The 20,742-nt window shown below is 63.6% G+C and carries 20 protein-coding genes; 6 read left to right on the forward strand and 14 right to left on the reverse strand.

The features are described 5' to 3' along the window. Positions 1-95: 95 nt before the first annotated feature. From AB4Y32_RS37460 to ychF, 5 genes are all read right to left on the reverse strand, one after another. The gene (locus AB4Y32_RS37460; RefSeq protein ID WP_368726108.1) at positions 96-1,184 is read right to left on the reverse strand and encodes a sn-glycerol-3-phosphate import ATP-binding protein UgpC; all 1,089 of its coding nucleotides are present in this window, start codon (positions 1,182-1,184) and stop codon (positions 96-98) included. Positions 1,185-1,287: 103 nt separating this feature from the next. Then, positions 1,288-2,133, reverse strand: a complete 846-nt coding sequence (gene ugpE, locus AB4Y32_RS37465; protein WP_368726109.1) for a sn-glycerol-3-phosphate ABC transporter permease UgpE — start codon at positions 2,131-2,133, stop codon at positions 1,288-1,290. Next, entirely contained in the window at positions 2,130-3,014 is an 885-nt protein-coding gene (gene ugpA / locus AB4Y32_RS37470; RefSeq protein ID WP_368726110.1) for a sn-glycerol-3-phosphate ABC transporter permease UgpA, read from the reverse strand. The genes ugpE and ugpA overlap by 4 nt, the downstream gene beginning before the upstream one ends. A 90-nt stretch (positions 3,015-3,104) precedes the next feature. Next, complete coding sequence (ugpB, locus tag AB4Y32_RS37475; RefSeq protein WP_368726111.1) at positions 3,105-4,430, reverse strand: sn-glycerol-3-phosphate ABC transporter substrate-binding protein UgpB; 1,326 nt, start codon at positions 4,428-4,430, stop codon at positions 3,105-3,107. A gap of 423 nt (positions 4,431-4,853) precedes the next feature. Further along, a complete protein-coding gene (gene ychF / locus AB4Y32_RS37480) occupies positions 4,854-5,948 on the reverse strand; it encodes a redox-regulated ATPase YchF (protein ID WP_368726112.1) in 1,095 nt (364 codons plus the stop codon). Positions 5,949-6,359: 411 nt separating this feature from the next. Here ychF and AB4Y32_RS37485 point away from each other — a divergent pair, with 411 nt between their 5' ends. The 4 genes from AB4Y32_RS37485 to AB4Y32_RS37500 all read left to right on the forward strand — a co-directional run bounded on the left by AB4Y32_RS37485 (position 6,360) and on the right by AB4Y32_RS37500 (position 11,136). Then, positions 6,360-7,532, forward strand: a complete 1,173-nt coding sequence (locus AB4Y32_RS37485; RefSeq protein WP_368726113.1) for a UbiH/UbiF family hydroxylase — start codon at positions 6,360-6,362, stop codon at positions 7,530-7,532. A 197-nt stretch (positions 7,533-7,729) separates the two neighbouring features. Next, the gene (locus tag AB4Y32_RS37490) at positions 7,730-8,455 is read left to right on the forward strand and encodes a DsbC family protein (protein ID WP_368726114.1); all 726 of its coding nucleotides are present in this window, start codon (positions 7,730-7,732) and stop codon (positions 8,453-8,455) included. 129 nt (positions 8,456-8,584) lie between these two features. Beyond that, positions 8,585-10,375, forward strand: coding sequence for a M61 family metallopeptidase (locus AB4Y32_RS37495; protein ID WP_368726115.1), 1,791 nt, complete (start codon positions 8,585-8,587; stop codon positions 10,373-10,375). A 164-nt stretch (positions 10,376-10,539) separates the two neighbouring features. Continuing rightward, complete coding sequence (locus AB4Y32_RS37500; RefSeq protein WP_368726116.1) at positions 10,540-11,136, forward strand: FMN-dependent NADH-azoreductase; 597 nt, start codon at positions 10,540-10,542, stop codon at positions 11,134-11,136. Positions 11,137-11,293: 157 nt separating this feature from the next. On the opposite strand, the gene AB4Y32_RS37505 is transcribed toward AB4Y32_RS37500, so the two are convergent. The 8 genes from AB4Y32_RS37505 to rpe all read right to left on the reverse strand — a co-directional run bounded on the left by AB4Y32_RS37505 (position 11,294) and on the right by rpe (position 18,699). Continuing rightward, positions 11,294-12,103 (reverse strand): uracil-DNA glycosylase, encoded by an 810-nt coding sequence (locus AB4Y32_RS37505; protein ID WP_368726117.1) that lies wholly within the window; start codon positions 12,101-12,103, stop codon positions 11,294-11,296. A gap of 87 nt (positions 12,104-12,190) precedes the next feature. Next, positions 12,191-12,829 (reverse strand): CYTH domain-containing protein, encoded by a 639-nt coding sequence (locus AB4Y32_RS37510; RefSeq protein ID WP_368726118.1) that lies wholly within the window; start codon positions 12,827-12,829, stop codon positions 12,191-12,193. 28 nt (positions 12,830-12,857) lie between these two features. Beyond that, complete coding sequence (gene trpC / locus AB4Y32_RS37515) at positions 12,858-13,643, reverse strand: indole-3-glycerol phosphate synthase TrpC (protein WP_368726119.1); 786 nt, start codon at positions 13,641-13,643, stop codon at positions 12,858-12,860. 96 nt (positions 13,644-13,739) lie between these two features. Further along, positions 13,740-14,768, reverse strand: coding sequence for an anthranilate phosphoribosyltransferase (gene trpD / locus AB4Y32_RS37520; RefSeq protein ID WP_368726120.1), 1,029 nt, complete (start codon positions 14,766-14,768; stop codon positions 13,740-13,742). Positions 14,769-14,794: 26 nt separating this feature from the next. After that, entirely contained in the window at positions 14,795-15,382 is a 588-nt protein-coding gene (locus AB4Y32_RS37525) for an aminodeoxychorismate/anthranilate synthase component II (RefSeq protein WP_368726121.1), read from the reverse strand. A gap of 12 nt (positions 15,383-15,394) precedes the next feature. Beyond that, a complete protein-coding gene (gene trpE / locus AB4Y32_RS37530) occupies positions 15,395-16,888 on the reverse strand; it encodes an anthranilate synthase component I (RefSeq protein WP_368726122.1) in 1,494 nt (497 codons plus the stop codon). A 385-nt stretch (positions 16,889-17,273) separates the two neighbouring features. Continuing rightward, positions 17,274-18,014 (reverse strand): phosphoglycolate phosphatase, encoded by a 741-nt coding sequence (locus tag AB4Y32_RS37535; RefSeq protein ID WP_368726123.1) that lies wholly within the window; start codon positions 18,012-18,014, stop codon positions 17,274-17,276. Position 18,015: 1 nt separating this feature from the next. Then, a complete protein-coding gene (gene rpe, locus AB4Y32_RS37540; RefSeq protein WP_368726124.1) occupies positions 18,016-18,699 on the reverse strand; it encodes a ribulose-phosphate 3-epimerase in 684 nt (227 codons plus the stop codon). Between the two features lie 298 nt (positions 18,700-18,997). Here rpe and apaG point away from each other — a divergent pair, with 298 nt between their 5' ends. Then, entirely contained in the window at positions 18,998-19,372 is a 375-nt protein-coding gene (apaG, locus tag AB4Y32_RS37545; RefSeq protein WP_087732412.1) for a Co2+/Mg2+ efflux protein ApaG, read from the forward strand. Between the two features lie 24 nt (positions 19,373-19,396). On the opposite strand, the gene AB4Y32_RS37550 is transcribed toward apaG, so the two are convergent. After that, positions 19,397-19,567, reverse strand: a complete 171-nt coding sequence (locus AB4Y32_RS37550; protein WP_342937595.1) for a hypothetical protein — start codon at positions 19,565-19,567, stop codon at positions 19,397-19,399. On the opposite strand from AB4Y32_RS37550, the gene AB4Y32_RS37555 reads away from it, so the two are divergent. Beyond that, complete coding sequence (locus AB4Y32_RS37555) at positions 19,488-20,720, forward strand: murein transglycosylase A (RefSeq protein WP_368726125.1); 1,233 nt, start codon at positions 19,488-19,490, stop codon at positions 20,718-20,720. The two genes, AB4Y32_RS37550 and AB4Y32_RS37555, sit on opposite strands and share 80 nt — an antisense overlap. The last annotated feature ends 22 nt before the right edge of the window (positions 20,721-20,742 follow it).

The following is a 20,742-nucleotide window of genomic DNA, read 5'->3' on the forward strand; positions in this document are numbered from 1 at the left end:
CAACGCGGATGCCAGCGGCACGCTGAAATACCCACGCAATCGCTGAATGCCAGCGAAAGAGCAAAAGACAAACAGCGTCGCAGACGAAAAAAACCTCAATTCAACCGCCTGCCATCTTCCTCATCAAAGAAGTGAAGATGCTGCGCGGGCAGCGCGACTTGAAGCACTTCACCGGCACTCGGCCGGTGCCCATGCGGCAACCGCACGGTGACGTCGTGCTGCGCCCAGCGCCCATGCGCAAGATTGTCCGCACCGAGCAGTTCGCACGAGTCGACGGCGAGCGGCGCAGCCGGCGTGCCGGGCTGCCCGGGTGTCATGTGTTCGGGCCGGATGCCGAGAACGCACACGCGGCCCACCACCACTTCGCGGCCGATGCACGGCACGTCCGCAAGCGGTAGCTTCCGTCCTTCTCCTGCGACTTCGAACGAGGCGCCGTCGTCGGCGATCCGGCCGTTCAGCAGATTCATCCCCGGCGAGCCGATGAAGCCCGCGACGAAAATCGTCGCGGGCCGCTCGTAGACTTCCGTCGGCGCGCCGATCTGCTCCGCGTGGCCGCGATTCATCACGATCACGCGCTGTGCGAGCGTCATTGCTTCGATCTGATCGTGCGTCACGTACAGGCTCGTCGTCTTGAGCCGACCATGCAGGCGCTGGATTTCGAGCCGCATCTGCACGCGCAGCCGCGCGTCGAGATTCGACAGCGGCTCGTCGAACAGAAACACGGCCGGCTCGCGCACGATCGCGCGGCCCATCGCGACGCGCTGCCTCTGGCCGCCCGACAGCTCGCGCGGCTTTCTCGACAGCAGCGGTTCGAGTTCGAGAATCTTTGCGGCCGTCAGCACGCGCGCTTCGATCTTCGATTTCGGCAGCCCGGCAATCTTCAGCGCGTAGCCCATGTTTTCCGCGACCGTCATGTGCGGATAGAGCGCGTAGTTCTGAAACACCATCGCGATGTTGCGGTCTTTCGGTTCGAGATCGTTGACGACCTTGCCGTCGATCGCGATTTCACCTTCGGTGACCGCTTCGAGGCCCGCGACCATGCGCAGCAACGTCGACTTGCCGCACCCCGATGGCCCGACCATCACGACGAATTCGCCGTCGCGCACGTCGGCGTTGATGCCGTGCAGGACGTTCTGCTTGCCGTCGTACGATTTCTTCACCCCTTTCAGCGTCAGTGCAGACATGATTTCTTATCCTTGTTTTCAGCACCCGTCTTTCGGCCTCATCTTTCAGCCTCTTTTTTCAGCATTCATTTTTCGGCCTCATTTTCAGCCTCATTTTTCAGCCTCATTTTTCAGCATCAATGAGGCCGCGCACGAACCAGCGCTGCATCGCCAGCACGACGACGAGCGGCGGCAGCATCGCGAGCAGCGTCGCGGCCATCACGAGATGCCATTCGGTCGCCGTGTCGCCGGAAGCGATCATGCTCTTGATGCCTACCACGGCCGTCGTCAGCGACTGCTGACTCGTGATCAGGATGGGCCAGAGATACTGATTCCAGCCGTAGATGAATGTGATGACGAAGAGCGCCGCGAGATTCGTCTTCGAGAGCGGCAGCACGACGTCCCAGAAGAAGCGCAGCGGACCTGCGCCGTCGATGCGCGCGGCTTCGATCAGCTCGTCGGGCAGCGTGAGGAAGAACTGGCGGAACAGAAACGTCGCGGTGGCGGAGGCGATCAGCGGCAGCGTGAGCCCGGCGTACGTGTTGCTCAGATGCATCGACGACACGACTTGCACGGTGGGAAAGATGCGCACTTCTACGGGCAGCATCAGCGTGACGAAGATCAGCCAGAACGCGGCGCTGCGGCCCGGAAAGCGGAAGAACACGATCGCGAACGCCGAGACGATCGACACGGCGATCTTGCCGATCGCGATCACGAGAGCCATCACGAGACTGTTGAGCAGCATCGCGCCGAACGGGCTCGCGGCGTTGCCCGTGCCGTGCGTCCAGATGTTCGCGACGTTCTCGAACAGATGCGTGCCTGGCACCAGCGAAAGCGGCACGCTGAACACTTCGCGCTCGCTCATCGTCGCCGCGCAGAACGCGACATAGACGGGAAACACGACCAGCAGCACGCCGACGATCAGCACGGCGTGGCAGAAGAGGTCGAAGCCGCGGCGATTCTCGATCATGAGTATTGAACCCTCCGCTCGATGAAGCGGAACTGCACGACAGTCAGCCCGACGACGATCACCATCAGCACGACCGATTGCGCGCCCGAGCTGCCGATGTCGAGTCCCTGGAAGCCTTCGGCGAAGATCTTGTAGATCAGCGTGCGCGTGGACTGCGCGGGGCCGCCGGCTGTCGCGGCATCGATGACCGGGAAGGTATCGAAGAACGCGTAGACGAGATTGACGACGAGCAGAAAGAACGTCGTGGGCGAAAGCAGCGGCAGCGCGACGCCGAAGAAGCGCCGCACGGGACCGGCGCCGTCGATCGCGGCCGCTTCGATCAGCGAGCGCGGAATCGCCTGAAGGCCGGCGTAGAAGAACAGAAAGTTGTAGCTGACCTGTTTCCACACCGATGCGAGCACGACGAGGAACATCGCCTGACCGGGATTGAGCGCGTGATTCCAGACGATGCCCGCCCTGCCGAGCGCGAAGGTCACGAGACCGATGCTCGGGTTGAACAGGAACGACCACAGCACGGCCGCAATCGCGGGCGCGACGGCGTACGGCCAGATCAGGAGCGTCTGATAGGCTTTTGCGCCGCGCGTCACGCGGTCGGCGCAGGCGGCGAGCAGCAGCGAGATCGCGAGCCCCGAAACGGTGACGAGCGCGCAGAAGATCAGTGTCGTTTCGAACGACGACAGATACAGCGGATCGGCGAACAACTGCCTGAAATTGCCGAGCCCGACGAATTCGCTCGACGTGCCGAACGCGTCCTGAGTTTGCGTCGATTGCCAGAGCGCTTCGCCCGCGGGCATCAGGAAGAACAGCAGCGTGATCGCGAGCTGCGGCGCGACGAGCAGATAAGGCAGGAAGCTGGTGCCGAAGCGGGAGCGCTTGTCCATCGACGTCCTTCCCAACGGTGAGCGAATCAGGCGTGCTTCGTTGCTTTACTCGACTTCATGCAGCGAACGAAAGCGCGCCTCTCGTGCTGATCAGCTGCCCGCTTTCTCGAAGCGGCGCAGCAGATCGTCGCCGCGCGACACCGACGAATCGAGCGCATCTTTGGGCGTCTTCTTGTCGGCCCAGACCTGTTCGAGTTCTTCGTCGATGATCGTGCGGATCTGCGGCATGTTGCCCAGACGCAGGCCCTTCGTGAACGGCAGCGGCGGCTTGTTGAGCATCTGCTTGATGGCCGTGTCGCTGCCCGGGTTCTTCTCGTAGAAGCCTTGCTGCTGCGTCAGCTGATAAGCGGCCGTCGTGACGGGCAGATATCCTGTGTCCTGATGCCATTTCGCGGCGACGGGCGGCGAGCTGAGGTAGGCCAGGAACTTCGCGACGCCCTTGTAGACGGCCGGGTCCTTGCCCGACAGCACCCACAGGCTCGCCCCGCCGATGATCGCGTTTTGCGGCGCGCCCTTCACGTTCGTGTCGTACGGCATCATGCCCGTGCCGAAATTGAACTTTGCGTACTTGCGGATCGTCGCCAGCGAGCCGGACGAATTCGTGATGATCCCGCAGTCGCCGCTATAGAACTTCGATACGGGTTCGTCCTTGCGGCCTGCGTAGGTGAACGTGCCTTCCTTGGCCATCTTCTGCATGAACGCGATGTGGGCGATCTGCAGCGGCTTGTTGAATTCGAGTTGCGCATCGGCGCCGTCGAAGCCGTTGTTTTCCGTCGCGAACGGCGCGCCGTGCCACGCGCTGTAGTTCTCGAGCTGAATCCAGCTTTGCCACCCCGACGAATAGCCGCACGACAGTCCCGCTGCCTTCAGCTTCTGCGCATCCTGTTCGACTTCGGCCCAGGTTTTGGGCGGCGCGTTCGGATCGAGGCCGGCTTTCTTGAAGGCGTCCTTGTTGTAGTAGAGGACGGGCGTCGAACTGTTGAAGGGCATCGAAATCAGATGGCCTGTTTTCGAATCGCTGTAATAGCTGGCGATGGTCGGCACGAAGGCTTTCTCGTCGAGCGTCATGCCTGCCTGCTTGAACACGTCGGATACGGGGACGACGGCTTTCTTCGCCTGCATCATCGTTGCCGTGCCGACCTCGTAGACCTGCAGGATCGCGGGCGCATTGCCGCTGCGATACGCGGCGATGCCGGCGGCAAGCGTCTGGTCGTAGGTGCCCTTGAAGACGGGGACGATCTTGTAATCGCTCTGCGATGCATTGAAGTCGTTGGCAATCGCGTTCAGGCGTTCGCCGAGCGCGGCTTCCATTGCGTGCCAGAACTGGATTTCAGTGGCGGCATGTGCGCCTTGATGAACGCCCAAAGCCAGAACGGCCGCGACGGACAGCGAACGGAACAGCGGCTTGCTTTGCATCGAGAGTCTCCTTGTGTGTCGACCAGAGTTGGCGCTTTAGCGCCTTACTCTGGTCCCATGCAGAGCGGTCGACCGGAGTTAGTGCTTTAGTTGTCGGTTGGAGTTAGTGCTTTAGCACTTACTCCAGCCCCATGCAGAGCACCTTACTCAGGTCCCATGCCCTACAGCGCATCGAACGCGCGTTGTGCGGTGCGCGATTTTAGTTATGGTCGATGACAGGAAAGCGTCGGTGATTTTTCTAAGTGCCAGGTCGTGTGTCGAAGGGGCAATTTAACATCGAAGAATGGTGCGAGAAAGCGCGATTACCCGAAGCACCGATCGGTGTTCGCACAACGAGGGCGAAAAAAAGCCGCGTCGATGCGCGGCTTTTCTTGCGTCTGGCATCTCGCGGTCATGCGGCGAGATGCATTTGACAATTCTTCGTCAGACGTTGAACAGAAAATTCATCACGTCGCCATCATGCACGACGTACTCCTTTCCTTCAGCGCGCATCTTGCCCGCTTCCTTCGCGCCTTGCTCGCCCTTGTACGTGATGAAGTCGTCGAAACCGATGGTCTGCGCACGGATGAAGCCGCGTTCGAAGTCCGTATGAATCGCGCCCGCGGCTTGCGGTGCCGTGTCGCCGACATGGATCGTCCACGCGCGCACTTCCTTCACGCCCGCCGTGAAGTACGTCTGCAGGCCGAGCAGCTTGAAGCCGGCGCGAATCACCCGGTTCAGACCCGGCTCGTGCATGCCCATGTCGGCGAGGAACACTTCCTTGTCTTCGTCGGCGAGATCGGCGATTTCGGCTTCGATTGCCGCGCACACGGCGACAACGGGCGCCTTTTCCGTTTCAGCGTACTTGCACACGGCATCCAGATGGGGGTTGTTCTTGAAGCCGTCTTCCTTCACGTTCGCCACGTACATGGCCGGCTTGGCCGTGATCAGGCAAAACGGCTTGATCAGCAGACGCTCTTCGTCCGTCAGATCGAGCCCGCGAACCGGCTTCGCCTGGTCCAGTTGCGCGCGAACCTTTTCCAGCACGGCGGCGAGCTTCACCGCTTCCTTGTCGTTGCCCGACTTCGCGGCCTTTGCGTAGCGCGTGAGCGCCTTTTCGACCGTCGCCAGATCGGCGAGCGCGAGCTCCGTGTTGATCACTTCGATATCCGACACCGGGTCGATCTTGCCCGCGACGTGAATCACGTTATCGTCTTCGAAGCAGCGCACGACATGCGTGATCGCGTCGGTTTCGCGGATGTTCGCAAGGAACTGGTTGCCGAGGCCTTCACCCTTGCTCGCGCCGGCGACGAGGCCGGCGATATCGACGAATTCCACGACGGCGGGCAGGATGCGTTCCGGCTTGACGATTTCCGCGAGCGCCTTCAGACGAGCGTCCGGCACTTCGACCACGCCGACGTTCGGCTCGATCGTGCAGAACGGATAGTTTTCGGCGGCGATGCCCGCCTTGGTCAGCGCGTTGAACAGGGTGGACTTGCCGACGTTAGGCAGGCCGACGATGCCGCATTGGAGGCTCATGAGGTTCTCTACAAATCAGGTGGTGACGGGCTTCGGCGAACGGGCGGAATTTCCGCATGGGCTCCGCGCGGCGGCGCTCTGCGGCCGCGGCCCGAAGGTCCGCTGGCGCCGGATGGCGCGGCACGGGCGGACTCGTCCGTACTTGTCGTATAGCACCGGCCGCGCGGCAAAAGCGCGGCGGCGTGCCGGATAACCGAAAACCGCAATTGTAACCCTGTCGGGCGGCGCGTTTGCGGCAGCGGAAGAACCGCGGCGTCCGCCGCGCCATGCGAGCGCCGCAGCGCGCATTCCGATCAGTCGATCCCGCCTGCGCCCGACATGCATCAACCATCGATCTACGAAGGCGCAAACGCGGCGGCAGCGCGGTCCCGCCCGTCCGTCCCCGACACCCCTCGCAGCTATAATGCGCGGATGAACGCTCACCACTCATCCTTCGACGTCGCCGTGATCGGCGGCGGGCTCGTCGGCAAGACGGCGGCGCTGGCGCTCACGCAATGCGGGCTGCGCGTCGCGCTGCTCGCGCAGCATTGCCAGCCGCTGCCCGGCGATGCCGTGTTCGACTCGCGCATCTACGCGTTGTCCGCGAGTTCGCAGGCGCTGCTCGAGCGTCTGCGCGTGTGGCAGGCGCTCGACGCATCGCGGCTCTCGCCCGTCTACGACATGCGCGTCTATGGCGACGCGCACGCCGAATTGCATTTCTCGGCGTTTCAGGCCTCGGTGCCGCAGCTTGCGTGGATTGCGGAATCGTCGCTGATCGAACATGCGCTCGACGCTGCGCTGCGCTTTCAGCCCAATCTCACGTGGCTCGATACGCGCGCGCAAGGGCTCGACGTAAAAACGGGCGGCGCGACGATTGGCCTCGCGAACGGCAACGTGCTCGAAGCGGATCTCGTCGTGGGTGCGGACGGCGCGCATTCGTGGGTACGCGCGCAGATCGGCTCGAAGACGAACCGGCGCGACTACAGGCAGACGGGTGTCGTCGCGAACTTCAAGGCCGAGCGTCCGCACGGCGAGGCCGCGTATCAGTGGTTTCGCGACGGCGAGATCATCGCGCTGCTGCCGCTGCCCGACGGCCATGTGTCGCTCGTCTGGTCGGCGCTGACCGATCATGCGAACACGCTCATCAGGCTCGATCCGGCGCAGCTCGCGGCGGAAGTCGAACGCGCGACGATGGGCGCGCTCGGCAAGCTCGAATGCGTGACGCCTGCACAAGGTTTTCCGCTCGCGCTGCAAACGGTCGACCGGCTGGTTGCGCCGCGCGTGGCGCTTGTCGGCGATGCCGCGCATCTGATCCATCCGCTCGCCGGTCAGGGGATGAACCTGGGCTTGCGCGACGTGGCGTCGCTGGTGGACGTGATCGCGAAGAAAGAGGCGTTCCGCGATCTCGGCGACACGGTGCTGCTGCGCCGCTACGAACGCTCGCGCAGCGAAGACATCCGCGCGCTGACCATCGCCACCGACGGCCTTCAGCGGCTGTTCTCTCTGCCGGGCAACATCGCGCGCGCGGCCCGCAATACGGGGATGGCGTTCGTCGGCGGGCAGCCGCTGGTCAAACGCTGGCTGGTGTCGGCGGCGCTGGGTTGAAACGCCGGGCATGGACGTTGCGCCCTCAATCGGGAGGGCGGATGTCTGACAGGACGGGCCGCGAGGCATACCATCCGTTACGCGGCTCCCGGTGCGTCGAACGCACGATCGGGAACACGGGCGAAACATAAACATGGGCGCCGCAGACGGCAGAAGGCCGCAAACTTCGGCGCCAAAATCGAATCAGGAGTAGCAGCATGAAGCAACGTATCCGCATCGCCGCGCTGGCGCTGGCCGTCGTGACGGCCGCACTTGGCTGTTCCGCGCAGGCCGACCAGACCACCGACAAGCTCAAGGCAACGCTGCAATCGCGCCTTGCCGAAGCGTCGATCAAGAGCGTGACGAAATCGCCGATCGCGGGTCTGTACGAAGTGAACCTCGGCTCGCAAATCATCTATAGCGACGCGACGGGCGATTATCTGCTGCTCGGCGAGATGGTCGACGCGAAGTCCCGCAAGAACCTGACGGAGGCGCGTCTGGCGGAGATCAACCGCATCGACTTCGCGAGCCTGCCGTTCGGCGACGCCGTGAAGGTGGTGAAGGGCAACGGCAGCCGCAAGATTGCCGTGTTCTCCGATCCGAACTGCCCGTACTGCAAGCAACTCGAATCGACGCTGAAGTCGATGGATAACATCACCGTCTACACGTTCCTGTACCCGGTTCTGTCGCCGGACTCGACGGTGAAGTCGAAGTCGATCTGGTGTTCCGCCGACCGCGCGAAGGCCTGGGAAGCGTGGATGCAGGATCGCCGCGCGCCGACCGCGCCGGGCACCTGCGATACGGCAGCCATCGACAAGAATCTGAAGCTCGGCCAATCGATGAACGTGAGCGGCACGCCGACCATCTTCCTCGCCGACGGCCGCCGTCTGCCGGGCGCCGTGCCTGCGGAGGAACTGGACAAGGCGTTGTCGGCGGCGCGCTGAACGACGCGCATCGTCAGTCCGAATCTGTCTGAACAAGGAGGCGCGCGGCGCCTCCAATCCCATGCAGCACGATCGCTGCCCGTTTGAAGCCTTCCGAATCCCTTCCCAAGTATTCACACACGAGCGCCGATGAAGCCGATCCGCTACACCATCGTTCCGAAGCACCCCGCCGCCCATATTTTCGAAGTCACCGTCACCATCGCCGAACCCGATCCGTCGGGCCAGCGCTTCATGCTGCCCGTCTGGATTCCGGGCAGCTATATGGTCCGCGAGTTCGCGCGCAACATCGCCACGCTGCGCGCCTTCAACGATGCGGGCCGCAAGGTGCGCATCGAAAAGACCGACAAGCACGCGTGGCAGGCCGCCCCAGTAAAGGGCGCGCTGACGCTGCGCTACGAGGTGTACGCGTGGGACATGTCGGTGCGGGCCGCGCATCTGGACGACACGACGGGCTTTTTCAACGGAACGAGTGTGTTTTTGTCGCCGCTCGGTTTCGAGGACGCGCGGTGCGTCGTCGACATCCAGAAACCGGCGGGCCCGCAGTTCCGCAGCTGGCGGGTCGCGACGGCGCTGACGGAAGCGCGCGGCACGAAGCGCTACGGCTTCGGCGAGTACACCGCGCAGAACTACGACGAGCTGATCGATCACCCCGTCACGCTCGGCGAGTTCGAACTCGCAACCTTCAAGGCGCACGGCGTGCCGCACGACATCGTGATCGCGGGGCGCGTCGTCGGGCTGGATATGGCGCGGCTGTCGGCGGATCTGAAGCGCGTGTGCGAAGCGCAGATCGCGCTCTTCGAGCCGCGCTCGAAAAAGGCGCCGATGGACCGCTACGTGTTCATGACCCAGGCCGTCAGCGACGGCTACGGCGGGCTCGAGCATCGCGCGTCGACGGCGCTGATCTGCAACCGTTCCGATTTGCCCGTCGTGGGCCGCGACGAGATGACGGACGGCTATCGCACGTATCTGGGGCTGTGCAGCCACGAATACTTCCACACGTGGAACGTGAAGCGCATCAAGCCCGCCGCGTTCGCGCCGTACGACCTGACGCAGGAAAACTACACGTCGCTGCTGTGGCTCTTCGAGGGCTTCACGTCGTACTACGACGATCTGATGCTCGTGCGCAGCGGTCTGATCAAGGAAGCCGATTACTTCACGCTGCTCGGCAAGACGATCGGCGGCGTGCTGCGCGGCAGCGGGCGTCTGAAGCAGACGGTCGCCGAAAGCTCGTTCGACGCATGGGTCAAGTACTACCGCCAGGACGAGAACGCCACGAACGCGATCGTCAGCTACTACACAAAGGGCTCACTGGTCGCGCTCGCTTTCGATCTGGCGATCCGCGCGCAAACGCAGAACCGCAAGTCGCTCGATGACGTGATGCGCCTCCTGTGGCAGCGCTACGGACGCGACTTCTATCGCGGCAAGGCAAACGGCATCGAAGAATCGGAGGTCGAGGCGCTGTTCGCGGAAGCGACGGGCGCCGATCTGTCCGAGCTTTTCGCCGAAGGCGTGCGAGGCACGCGCGATCTGCCGCTCGAGGCACTGCTCGAACCGTTCGGCGTGACGCTCGAGGCGGACGTCGACGCGAAGGCAAAGCCGTCGCTCGGCGCGCGCGTGCGCAACGGCGCGGACTGCACGCTCGCGGCCGTTCACGACGGCAGCGCGGCGCAGAAGGCGGGCCTTTCGGCCGGCGACGTGCTGATCGCGATCGATGGGCTGCGCGTGACGGGCTCGAATCTCGACGCGCTGCTGTCGCGCTATGTGCCCAGCGCCAAAGTCGAAGTGCACGCGTTCCGGCGCGATGAGCTGCGCGTCGCGCAGGTCAGGCTCGACGGGCCCGACGTGTCGCGCTACAAGCTCACGCCGAACGACAAGCGCACGTCGGCAAGCTCGGCGCGCAAGCGCTGGCTGGGGAAATAACGGCGCGCAACCGCTCGCCGGCCCCGCCGCCGGCTCGAAACAGGGCGGCGGATTGTTCTATCGATGCAACAATCCGTCGCCGCCGCGGTACTTTTTCCGAGTCGGGTAAAAAAACACAATGGCTCCACTCGCGCAACACAGCGCGCCTCTCACTGGAGTCACAGATGACCACGATCCTGCAAATCAACTCGTCGGCTCGCTCGCAAGGCGCTCAGTCGACGCTCCTCGCCAACGAACTGACGGCAAAGCTGCAACAATCGAACCCGGGTGCGCGAGTCGTCGTTCGCAACCTGCACGAAGAGGCGCTGCCGCACCTCGACGACACGATCCTCGGCGCATTCTTCACGCCCGTCGAGCAGCGCACGGCCGAGCAGCAAGCGATTTCGTCGCGCAGCGAAGCGCTGATCGCCGAACTGCAAGCCGCCGACATCGTCGTGATCGGCGCGCCGCTGTACAACTTCGGCATCTCGTCGCAACTGAAGACCTACTTCGACTTCATCGCACGCGCTGGCATCACGTTCAAGTACGGCGCGAACGGTCCGGAAGGCCTTGTGAACGGCAAGAAGGTGTTCGTGGTTTCGGCTCGCGGCGGCAAGTACGTCGGCACGCCGGGCGACACGCAGACGCCTTACCTGAAGACGTTCCTCGGCTTCCTCGGCATGACCGACGTGAACTTCATCTACGCCGAAGGCCTGAACATGGGTCCGGACGCAGCGACGGCGGCACTCGCGGGCGCACGCGAAGCGATCGCAGCAGCCTGAGCGGTCTGAACGGCCGCCAGCCGCCCGTCGACGCGATACGGTTATCGGCCGCGTCGTGTCAGCAAAACAAAACGCCACGGAACACGATTCCGTGGCGTTTTTGTTTTTGGGCCGCCTTGTTTGGGACCCTTCATGGGTGCTCCAAACCGGCCCGCGCTCAGGCGAAGACTTCGCCGTTTTCCGGCAAACGCCAGTCGATAGGCGGGCGGCCGTGCGCTTCGAGAAACTCGTTGGCGAGCGCGAAGTGCCTGCAGCCGAGGAACCCCCGATGCGCGGACAGCGGCGACGGGTGCGGCGCTTCGAGCACGCAATGCGACTTGCCGTCGAGCAGCGCGCGCTTCGCTTGCGCATGCGCGCCCCACAGCATGAAGACGAGGTTGTCGTGGCGCATCGCAAGCTCGTGGATCAGCGTGTCGGTGCATTTTTCCCAGCCGCGCTTCGCGTGGCTCGCAGCGCGATCGCGTTCGACGGTCAGCACCGTGTTGAGCAGCAGGACGCCCTGTTTGGCCCACGCATCGAGACAGCCGTGTTGGGGCGTTTCATAGCCGAGGCTCGCGGCGATCTCCTTGAAGATGTTGCGCAGCGACGGCGGCGGACGCACCGATGGCGGCACCGAGAACGCGAGCCCGTGCGCCTGCGGCGTGCCGCGGTCTTCGCCGTGATACGGGTCCTGCCCGAGGATCACGACTTTTACGTCGTCGGGACTCGTCAGGCGCAGCGCGCGGAATACGTCGGCGGGATAGACGGTCTTTCCGGCCGCACGCTCGCCGTCGACGAAACGGCATAGCGGCGCGTAGGTGTCGCTGTCGATGAACGGCTTCAGGTGCGCGCGCCATGCGGGCGGCAATGCGTCGAACTGCGATTCGAGCGTCTGGATATCGGCTGCGGGAGAGGGCGCGGCGTCGGTGTCGTCGGCGAACAGGGACGGCTGCGCCGGCTGGATGGGGGAGCGTTTTGCGGAATTCATGGCGGGCTAGTGTGGCAGCAAACGCGTGAGCGCTCAAGCTTCGCTGCGTTCGCGTCTTGCCTTGTGTCTTGCGCTCGGTGAGCCGCGTTACCGCGAGCCGCCGCCTTCGCGCAGACGATAACCGCGCTGCGCCTTGCTGATGTCATCGGGGCGCAGGCCGTGAACCGCTTTCGCCAGTTCCGCCGACAACGCGTGCAGCGCGCCCGCATCGCCGTGTTTCAGCTCCAGTTCGATCTCGCAGATCGGCGCGCGGCGCGTTTCGCCGTTCACGTCCGCGCGGATTTCGCCCTGGTCGATGGCCGCTTCGATGTCAGCGCCCTCGATCCTCACGTGCCACAGCGTCCGCGAGAAATTGGTGCTGAAAAGCGGGATCAGTTCGTTGCGCGCGCTGCGCAGCGCTTCTTTCGACGGCTCGTCATCGCAGGCATCGAGCAGCGCGTCGACTTCGAGTGCATTGCCGTTGACGGGCACTTCCCATTCGTGCCGGTCGTGCAAACCGTCTTTCGACGTGCCGACTGTCTTGTATGTTTGCAGCCAGCCGTCTGGCGTGCGGCGCACGCGCACCGCGCTCTTTGCGCGCGCAAGCGTCAGCGCCGGCGTGTCGAAGTAGCTGTTTTCCAGCGCGATCGTGCGGCCCGCGCGGCGGGTGCACTGGATGAACCATTGCGTTGCCGCGCCGACCTGATCCGTCGGCAGCGACAGCTTGATTTCCTGTTCCATGCCCATCGCGTGCTTCGCTCCCGAACTTGCCGGATCAGAAGAACATTCGCGCAAGCTCCGCGCCCGGCTCTTCGGCGCGCATGAACGCCTCGCCGACGAGGAACGTGTTCACGTCCATCGCGCGCATTCGCTCCACATCGGCGCGCGACAGGATGCCTGACTCGGTCACGACGATACGGTCCTTCGGGATCATGTCCAGCAGGCCGAGCGTCGTTTCGATCGACGTTTCGAACGTGCGCAGATTGCGATTGTTCACGCCGATCAGCGGCGTCTTCAGCGTGAGCGCTTCGATCAGTTCGTTCTTGTCGTGCACTTCAACGAGCACGGCGAGTCCGAGCGAATGCGCGTACGCCTCGAGATCCTGCATCTGCGAGGTTTCGAGCGCGGCGACGATCAGCAGGATTGCGTCGGCGCCCATCGCGCGCGCTTCGAGGATCTGATACGGATCGACGATGAAGTCCTTGCGCAGAACGGGCAGCGTGCATGCGGCGCGCGCCTCTTCCAGATACTGAGCGCTGCCCTGGAAGAACTGCACATCGGTGAGCACGGACAGACACGCCGCGCCATGCTTCGCATACGAACGCGCGATGTCGGCGGGCAGGAAGTGTTCGCGCAGCACGCCTTTCGACGGGCTCGCTTTCTTGACCTCGGAGATCACGGCTGCGAGGCCGGCCTCATGCTTCGCGCGAATCGCACCGACGAAATCGCGCAGATCGCGTGTCGACGCCTGCAGGCGCAATTCTTCGAGCGGCGCGCTTTGCTGCGCGATGCGCACTTCTTCGCGCTTGACGTCGATGATGCGGTCCAGAATGTCGCTCATATGAATCCCGTTGCCTCGTTAAAGCCTGATTGACGCGTAGCCAAATGCCAGGCCAATGCCTGGTTAATGCCTGGTTAATGCCTGGTTAATGCGTGGTCATTGCTTGAATTGCTGCGTGAAGCGGACCAGTTCGTCGACCTTCGCGCGCGCCTTGCCGCTGGCGATGGCTTCGCGGGCCTGTTGAATGCCGCCCGCGATCGATGCCACGACGTTCGCCGCGTACAGCGCCGTGCCCGCGTTCAGCGTGACGATCTCGCGCGCGACGCCCGGCTTGTTGTCGAGTGCTTCGAGCAACAGCGTTTTCGATTCGTTGGCGTCCGCCACTTTCAGCGTCCGGTTCGACACCATCTGCATGCCGAAGTCCTCCGGGTGAATCTCGTACTCGCGCACTTCGCCGTCGCGCAGTTCGCCGACGAGCGTCGCTGCGCCCAGTGACACTTCGTCCATGCCGTCCATACCATACACGACCAGCACGTGTTTTGCGCCGAGACGCTGCATCACGCGAACCTGAATGCCGACGAGGTCCGCGTGAAACACGCCTTGCAGCTGGTTCGGCGCGCCGGCGGGGTTCGTCAGCGGACCGAGGATGTTGAAGATGGTCCGCACGCCGAGTTCGCGGCGCACGGGCGCAATGTTCTTCATCGCGGGGTGATGGTTCGGCGCGAACATGAAGCCCATGCCTGTCTCGGCGATCGATGCGGCCACCTGTTCCGGCTGCAGGTCGATGTTGACGCCGAGCGCTTCGAGCACGTCGGCGCTGCCCGACTTGCTCGACACGCCGCGATTGCCATGCTTCGCGACTTTCGCGCCCGCTGCCGCCGACACGAACATCGTCGCCGTCGAGATGTTGAACGTGTGCGATCCGTCGCCGCCCGTCCCGACGATATCGACGAAGTTCGAGTTGTCCTCGACGTCGACGTGACGTGCGAACTCACGCATCACCGTCGCGGCAGCGGTGATTTCGCCGATGGTCTCTTTTTTGACGCGCAGTCCCGTGATGATCGCGGCCGCCATCACGGGCGACATGTCGCCGCGCATGATGAGGCGCATCAGGTGCAGCATTTCGTCGTGGAAAATCTCGCGATGCTCGATCGTGCGCTGCAGCGCTTCTTGTGGCGTGATCATGGTGATGTCTCCTTGTTGTGCGCTGCTTATGCGGTTCGGACGGCAGCCTTCGACTGCTTCACGAAATTTTCGAGCAGTGCGTGGCCATGTTCCGAGAGGATCGATTCCGGATGGAACTGCACGCCTTCGACAGGCAGCGTCTTGTGACGCACGCCCATGATTTCGCCGTCGTCGGTCCATGCGGACACTTCGAGGCAATCGGGCAGCGATTCGCGCTCGATCGCGAGCGAGTGATAGCGCGTGACGGTGAAATGCTTCGGCAGGTCGGCGAATACGCCTTTGCAATCGGTTTCGATCTGGCTCACCTTGCCGTGCATGATCGTCTTCGCGCGCACGACGCGGCCGCCGAACGCTTCGCCGATCGCCTGATGGCCGAGGCACACGCCGAGAATCGGATACTTGCCGGAGAATTCGCGCAGCACGTCGAGCGTGATGCCCGCGTGTTGCGGATTGCTCGGACCCGGTGACAGACAAATGCGCGCGGGGTTGAGCTTCGCGATTTCGTCGAGGGTGATTTCGTCGTTGCGATAGGTCCGCACGTCTTCGCCGAGTTCGCCGAAGTACTGGACCAGGTTATAGGTGAACGAGTCGTAGTTGTCGATCATCAGCAGCATGGTCAGTCTCCGTCAGAAGTCGCTATCGAGGCCGTCTTGCACTTGCTCGGCGGCGCGCAGCACGGCGCGCGCCTTGTTCTCGGTCTCTTGCCATTCGGATTCGGGCACCGAGTCTGCGACTATGCCCGCCGCCGCCTGCACATACAGATTGCCGTTGGCGATCACGCCCGTGCGGATCGTGATCGCGAGGTCCATCTCGCCCGTGAACGACAGGTAGCCGACTGCGCCGCCGTACAGGCCGCGCTTCACGGGTTCGAGTTCGTCGATCAGTTCCATCGCGCGCACCTTGGGCGCGCCGGACAGCGTGCCCGCCGGGAACGTCGCGCGCAGCACGTCGAAGTTGGTCATGCCCGGCTTCAGCGTGCCCTCGACGGAACTGACGATGTGCTGCACGTGCGAGTACTTTTCGATCACCATCTTGTCGGTCACGGCGACCGAGCCGATCTGCGCGATGCGGCCCACGTCGTTGCGCGCGAGGTCGATCAGCATCACGTGCTCGGCGATTTCCTTCGGGTCGTTCAGCAGTTCAGTTGCGAGTTCCGTGTCGCGCTCGGGCGTGTTGCCGCGCGGACGCGTGCCCGCGAGCGGACGGATCGTGACGATCCGGTCTTCGCCGCGCTTCTCCTGACGCACGAGAATTTCCGGCGACGCTCCGACCACATGAAACTCGCCGAAGTTGTAGTAGTACATGTACGGCGACGGATTCAGCGAGCGCAGCGCGCGATACAGCGACAGCGGGTTGTCGCGATACGGCTTGGTCAGGCGCTGGCCGACCTGCACCTGCATCAGTTCGCCTGCGGCGATGTACTCTTTCGCCTTGCGCACGGCGGCGAGATAGTCGTCCTTCTTGAACTCGCGATAGATATCGGTGCGCACGCTCGACGACGTGACGGGCGGCTGCACGGTCGTGCGCAGGCGCTGCTTCAGTTCGCGCAGACGCTGCTTCGCGCGCGTGTACGCTTCGGGCGTCGTCGGATCGGCGTAGATCACGAGGTACAGCTTGCCCGCGAGGTTGTCGATGACGGCAACTTCTTCCGTCAGCAGCAACTGGATGTCGGGCAGATTCAGATCGTCGGGCGGAGCAGTGTGCTCGAGCTTTTTCTCGATGTAGCGCACGGCGTCGTAGCCGAAGTAGCCGGCGAGGCCGCCCGCGAAACGCGGCAGGCCCGGACGCAGCGCCACCTTGAAACGGCTCTGGAACTGCTGGATGAATTCGAGTGGATCGCCTTCGTGCGTCTCGACGACCTTGCCGTCCTTCACCACTTCCGTCACGCCGTTGCGCGTGCGGACCAGCGTGCGCGCCGGCAGGCCGATGAACGAGTAGCGTCCGAAGCGCTCGCCGCCCACCACCGATTCCAGCAGAAACGAATTCGCGCCGTTGCGCTCGGTCTGCGCGAGCTTCAGGTACAGCGAGAGCGGCGTTTCGAGGTCGGCCAGCGCTTCGGCGATCAGCGGGATGCGATTGAAGCCCTCGTTTGCGAGGGACTGAAATTCGAGTTCGGTCATGTTCCGATCCTGTTCGTGCGTCCGGCCGCGGCGGGCGTCGGACAAAGCGGGGCTGCGTTACCGGTCGAATGTGCTCGTCACAGGTGATGAGACCGGCGAGCTTTCCCGACGACGTGGCACGGCCTCACAGCACGACGATAGTACGCAAGGTACGCGACGGCTAGCTGAAACGCGGTGCAGCGAAGTTAAGCCGGTCGATTTAACGATCGCGGCAGTTCGGGAAAAGCGCGTGAGCGCAGCGAAGTAAAAAACGGGCGCCGAAGACGAGCTTCAGCGTACCTCAGGCGAGGTGTTAGCGCGACCAGCGACGCCAGGGCCAGGCTCCCCGGTCGATCGTGCTCAGACTCCGTTTTTTATTCAGAAACATGAGGAAGACTTGGTTAAGTCAGGGATTAGATGCTGCCGATTGTACTGCATTGTGCGCTGCGATCGCCTTGGCGGCGCCCAACAGCGACGCAACTATACCATCGGATTTTATGGTTTGAACAGATTCGCCGTGATTGTAGCCGTATGGGACGGTGAGCGTCGCCATGCCGGCCGCGCGGCCCGCGAACGCGTCGTTCTGTGAATCGCCGATCGCGACGGCCGCTTTCGGCTCGACGCCAAGCGCTTCGCAGGCGGTGAGCATCGGCAGCGGATCGGGCTTTTTCGCCGCGACGCTGTCGCCGCCCAGCACGACGCCGAAGTAGCGCAGCAGACCATATCGTTCGAGCAGCTGCGTCGCGAAGCGATGCGGCTTGTTGGTCACGCACGCGAGCTTGAGCCCCGCTTCGCGCAACGCGATCAGGCCCGCTGCGACATCGGGATAGAGCCGCGTATGCAGACCATTGATCTTCGCGTACTCTTCCTGGTAGATCGCGAGCGCCTCGTCGAATCGCGACTGCGCCAGTTCGGTCTCGAAGCGCGGCGCGAGCACGCTGCGAATCAGATGCTCGGAGCCCTTGCCGACATAATCGATCACTTCTTCGCGCGTGGTTTCTTCCGCGTCGAATTGCGCGAGCATGCCGTTCAGCGATGCCGTGAAATCGTCGGCCGTATCGACCATCGTGCCGTCGAGGTCGACGATGGCCGCTTGCAGCTTGCCGGCCGGGAACACGGGGACAGGGTAACGGGACGTCGCGTCCATGTCAGCGCCCGATGGAAGCCAGCGCGCCGCGCATCTGGTCGATCACAGACTTGTAGTCGGGCTTGCCGAAGATCGCCGAGCCCGCGACGAACGTGTCCGCGCCGGCGGCCGCGATTTCCGCGATATTGTCGACTTTCACGCCGCCGTCCACTTCGAGATGAATCTCGCGGCCGGTCTTTTCCTTGTAGGCGTCGATGCGGGCGCGCGCTTCGCGCAGCTTGTTCAGCGCCTCGGGAATGAACGACTGTCCGCCGAAGCCCGGATTCACCGACATGATCAGCACCAGGTCCAGCTTGTCCATCACGTGATCGATGTAGTTCAGTGGCGTGGCGGGATTGAACACGAGGCCGGCCTTGCAGCCGTGATCGCGGATCAGCGACAGCGTGCGGTCGATGTGATCCGAGCCTTCGGGGTGAAAGCTGATCACGTTCGCGCCGGCCTTCGCGAATTCGGGCACGATGCGGTCGACGGGGCGCACCATCAGATGCACGTCGATCGGGACCTGCACGTGCGGGCGGATCGCTTCGCACACGAGCGGGCCGATTGTCAGGTTCGGCACGTAGTGGTTGTCCATCACGTCGAAGTGAATCCAGTCGGCGCCGGCGGCGACAACGTTGCGGACTTCTTCCCCGAGCCGCGCGAAATCGGCGGACAGGATGCTGGGAGCGATGCGGAATTGGGTCATGGCAGTGGGGAGGGCGGGAGACGGAAAGCCGTTATTTTAGCGCCGCCACGCGCGCTGCGGCCTTGGGCGAGACGCAGCGGCGGCATTGCTGGCCGCGCCGCTCGACGTTCTGTCTGTGACCTGTCCCCGCCTTGTCCTTTCGGCCGACGCGGTTGCGAGCGTGCGCGGCATGAAGCAGAATGCCAAACCATCAATGCCTCCTCTGCGGCGCGCCGCGATCAGCGCGCGAGCCGCTCGCAGACGGTCTCGCGCGGTCGATAGCCCGCGTTGCTCACCTATCGGAATCAGGCGAACCAGCATGAGTCAGTACGAATTTAGCGTCTCTTCCCAAGTCCGATACATCTCCGAAGAGTCGGACCCGGAGCATCGAAAGTACGCGTTCGCCTATACGCTGAGCATTCGCAACACCGGCCAGGTAACGGCGCAATTGATCGCGCGACACTGGATCATCACGGATAGCGAAAATCGCGTTCAGGAAGTGAAAGGGCTGGGCGTCGTCGGGCATCAGCCGCTGCTGAAGCCCGGCGAGCAGTTCGAATACACGAGCTATGCGGTGATCGCGACGCCCGTCGGCACCATGCGCGGAGAATATTTCTGCGTTGCCGAGGATGGCGAGCGCTGGGAAGCGCCCGTGCCGGAATTCGTTTTGCGCATGCCGCGCACGCTGCATTGAACGGAAAGTGCCGCGCGCGTTCTGTCAGCGACGCGGTTGTTGCTGCGGCGGGACCGGTTTCGCGTCCTGCTTCTGGCGTGCGGCTTTCTTCTTGCCGGACGCCGTCCACACAACGATGAAAATCAGCAGGAAGAGCGCGAGGAGCGACTCCAGCGCGAAGATGAGCATCGGGTATTCGTCGAACAGATCAGACATGGCAGTTTCCATCAAGAACAATCATTGTATGCGCTTTGCCCGCCGGGCCGCCGCCTGGGCGGGTGCACTGTCGGTTGCCGTATTGCTTGCGTCGTGCGGGGGAGGCGGCGCGCTGCGGCCGTCCGTTGCGCCGCCGACGGGCGCCGCGGTCATCCCCGGACAGATGGCCGCCCAGCGACTGACGGCCGTTGCGTGGCGACAGGTACCTGGCTGGCAGGACGATTCGCTGATCGGCGCGGCGGCTGCGCTGCGGCAGAACTGCGTGCGACTCGCGAGCCAGCCGACGTGGCGGCGCGCATGCGCGGCGGCGTTGCTGCTGGATGACCTCGACGTGGCCAGCGCGCGCACCTTCTTCGAAACCTACTTCACGCCGTTTCAGTTCGCCAATACCGACGGGACGCTGGACGGCCTCGTGACAGGCTACTACGAGCCGCTGCTGCGCGGTTCGCGCGTGCGTCATGGCGTGTATCAGACCGCGTTGTACGGTTGGCCTTCGGCGTATCGTCCGGGCGCTCCTCTGCCGGTGCGCGCGCAACTCGAGCGCGCGGGCGTGCTGAACGGCAATGAACTGGTCTGGGTGGACGACCCCATCGAGGCTTTCTTTCTGCAGGTACAGGGCTCGGGACGCATCGTGATGGAAGACGGCAGCGTGATGCGCGTCGGCTTCGGCGGCACGAACAACCAGCCGTACAAGTCGATTGGCCGCTGGCTGCTCGACCATGGCGAACTCACGCCCGCACAGGCAACCATGCAAGGCATCAAGGGCTGGGCTCGCGCGAACCCGACGCGTGTCGATGCGTTGCTCGATACGAACCCGCGCTTCGTGTTCTTCCGCGAGATGCCGTCCAATGAGCCGACGCCGTCGGGCGGCGCCGATGGCCCGATCGGCGCGCTGGGTGTGCCGCTGACGCCCCAGCGGTCTATTGCCGTCGATCCTTCGTCGATTCCGCTCGGCACGCCGGTGTTCCTGCAGACCACGCGTCCGATGACCAATGCGCCGATGAATCGCCTGGTGTTCGCGCAGGATACGGGCACGGCGATCAAGGGCGGCGTGCGCGCTGACTACTTCTGGGGGCTCGGCGACGAAGCCGGCGATCTGGCGGGGAAGATGAAACAGGCTGGACGGATGTGGCTGCTGTTGCCCAATTCGTGAGCTTTGTTCCTTTCTTGGCTTC

This window comes from Paraburkholderia phymatum, assembly GCF_040965635.1.
GTDB lineage: Bacteria > Pseudomonadota > Gammaproteobacteria > Burkholderiales > Burkholderiaceae > Paraburkholderia > Paraburkholderia phymatum_B.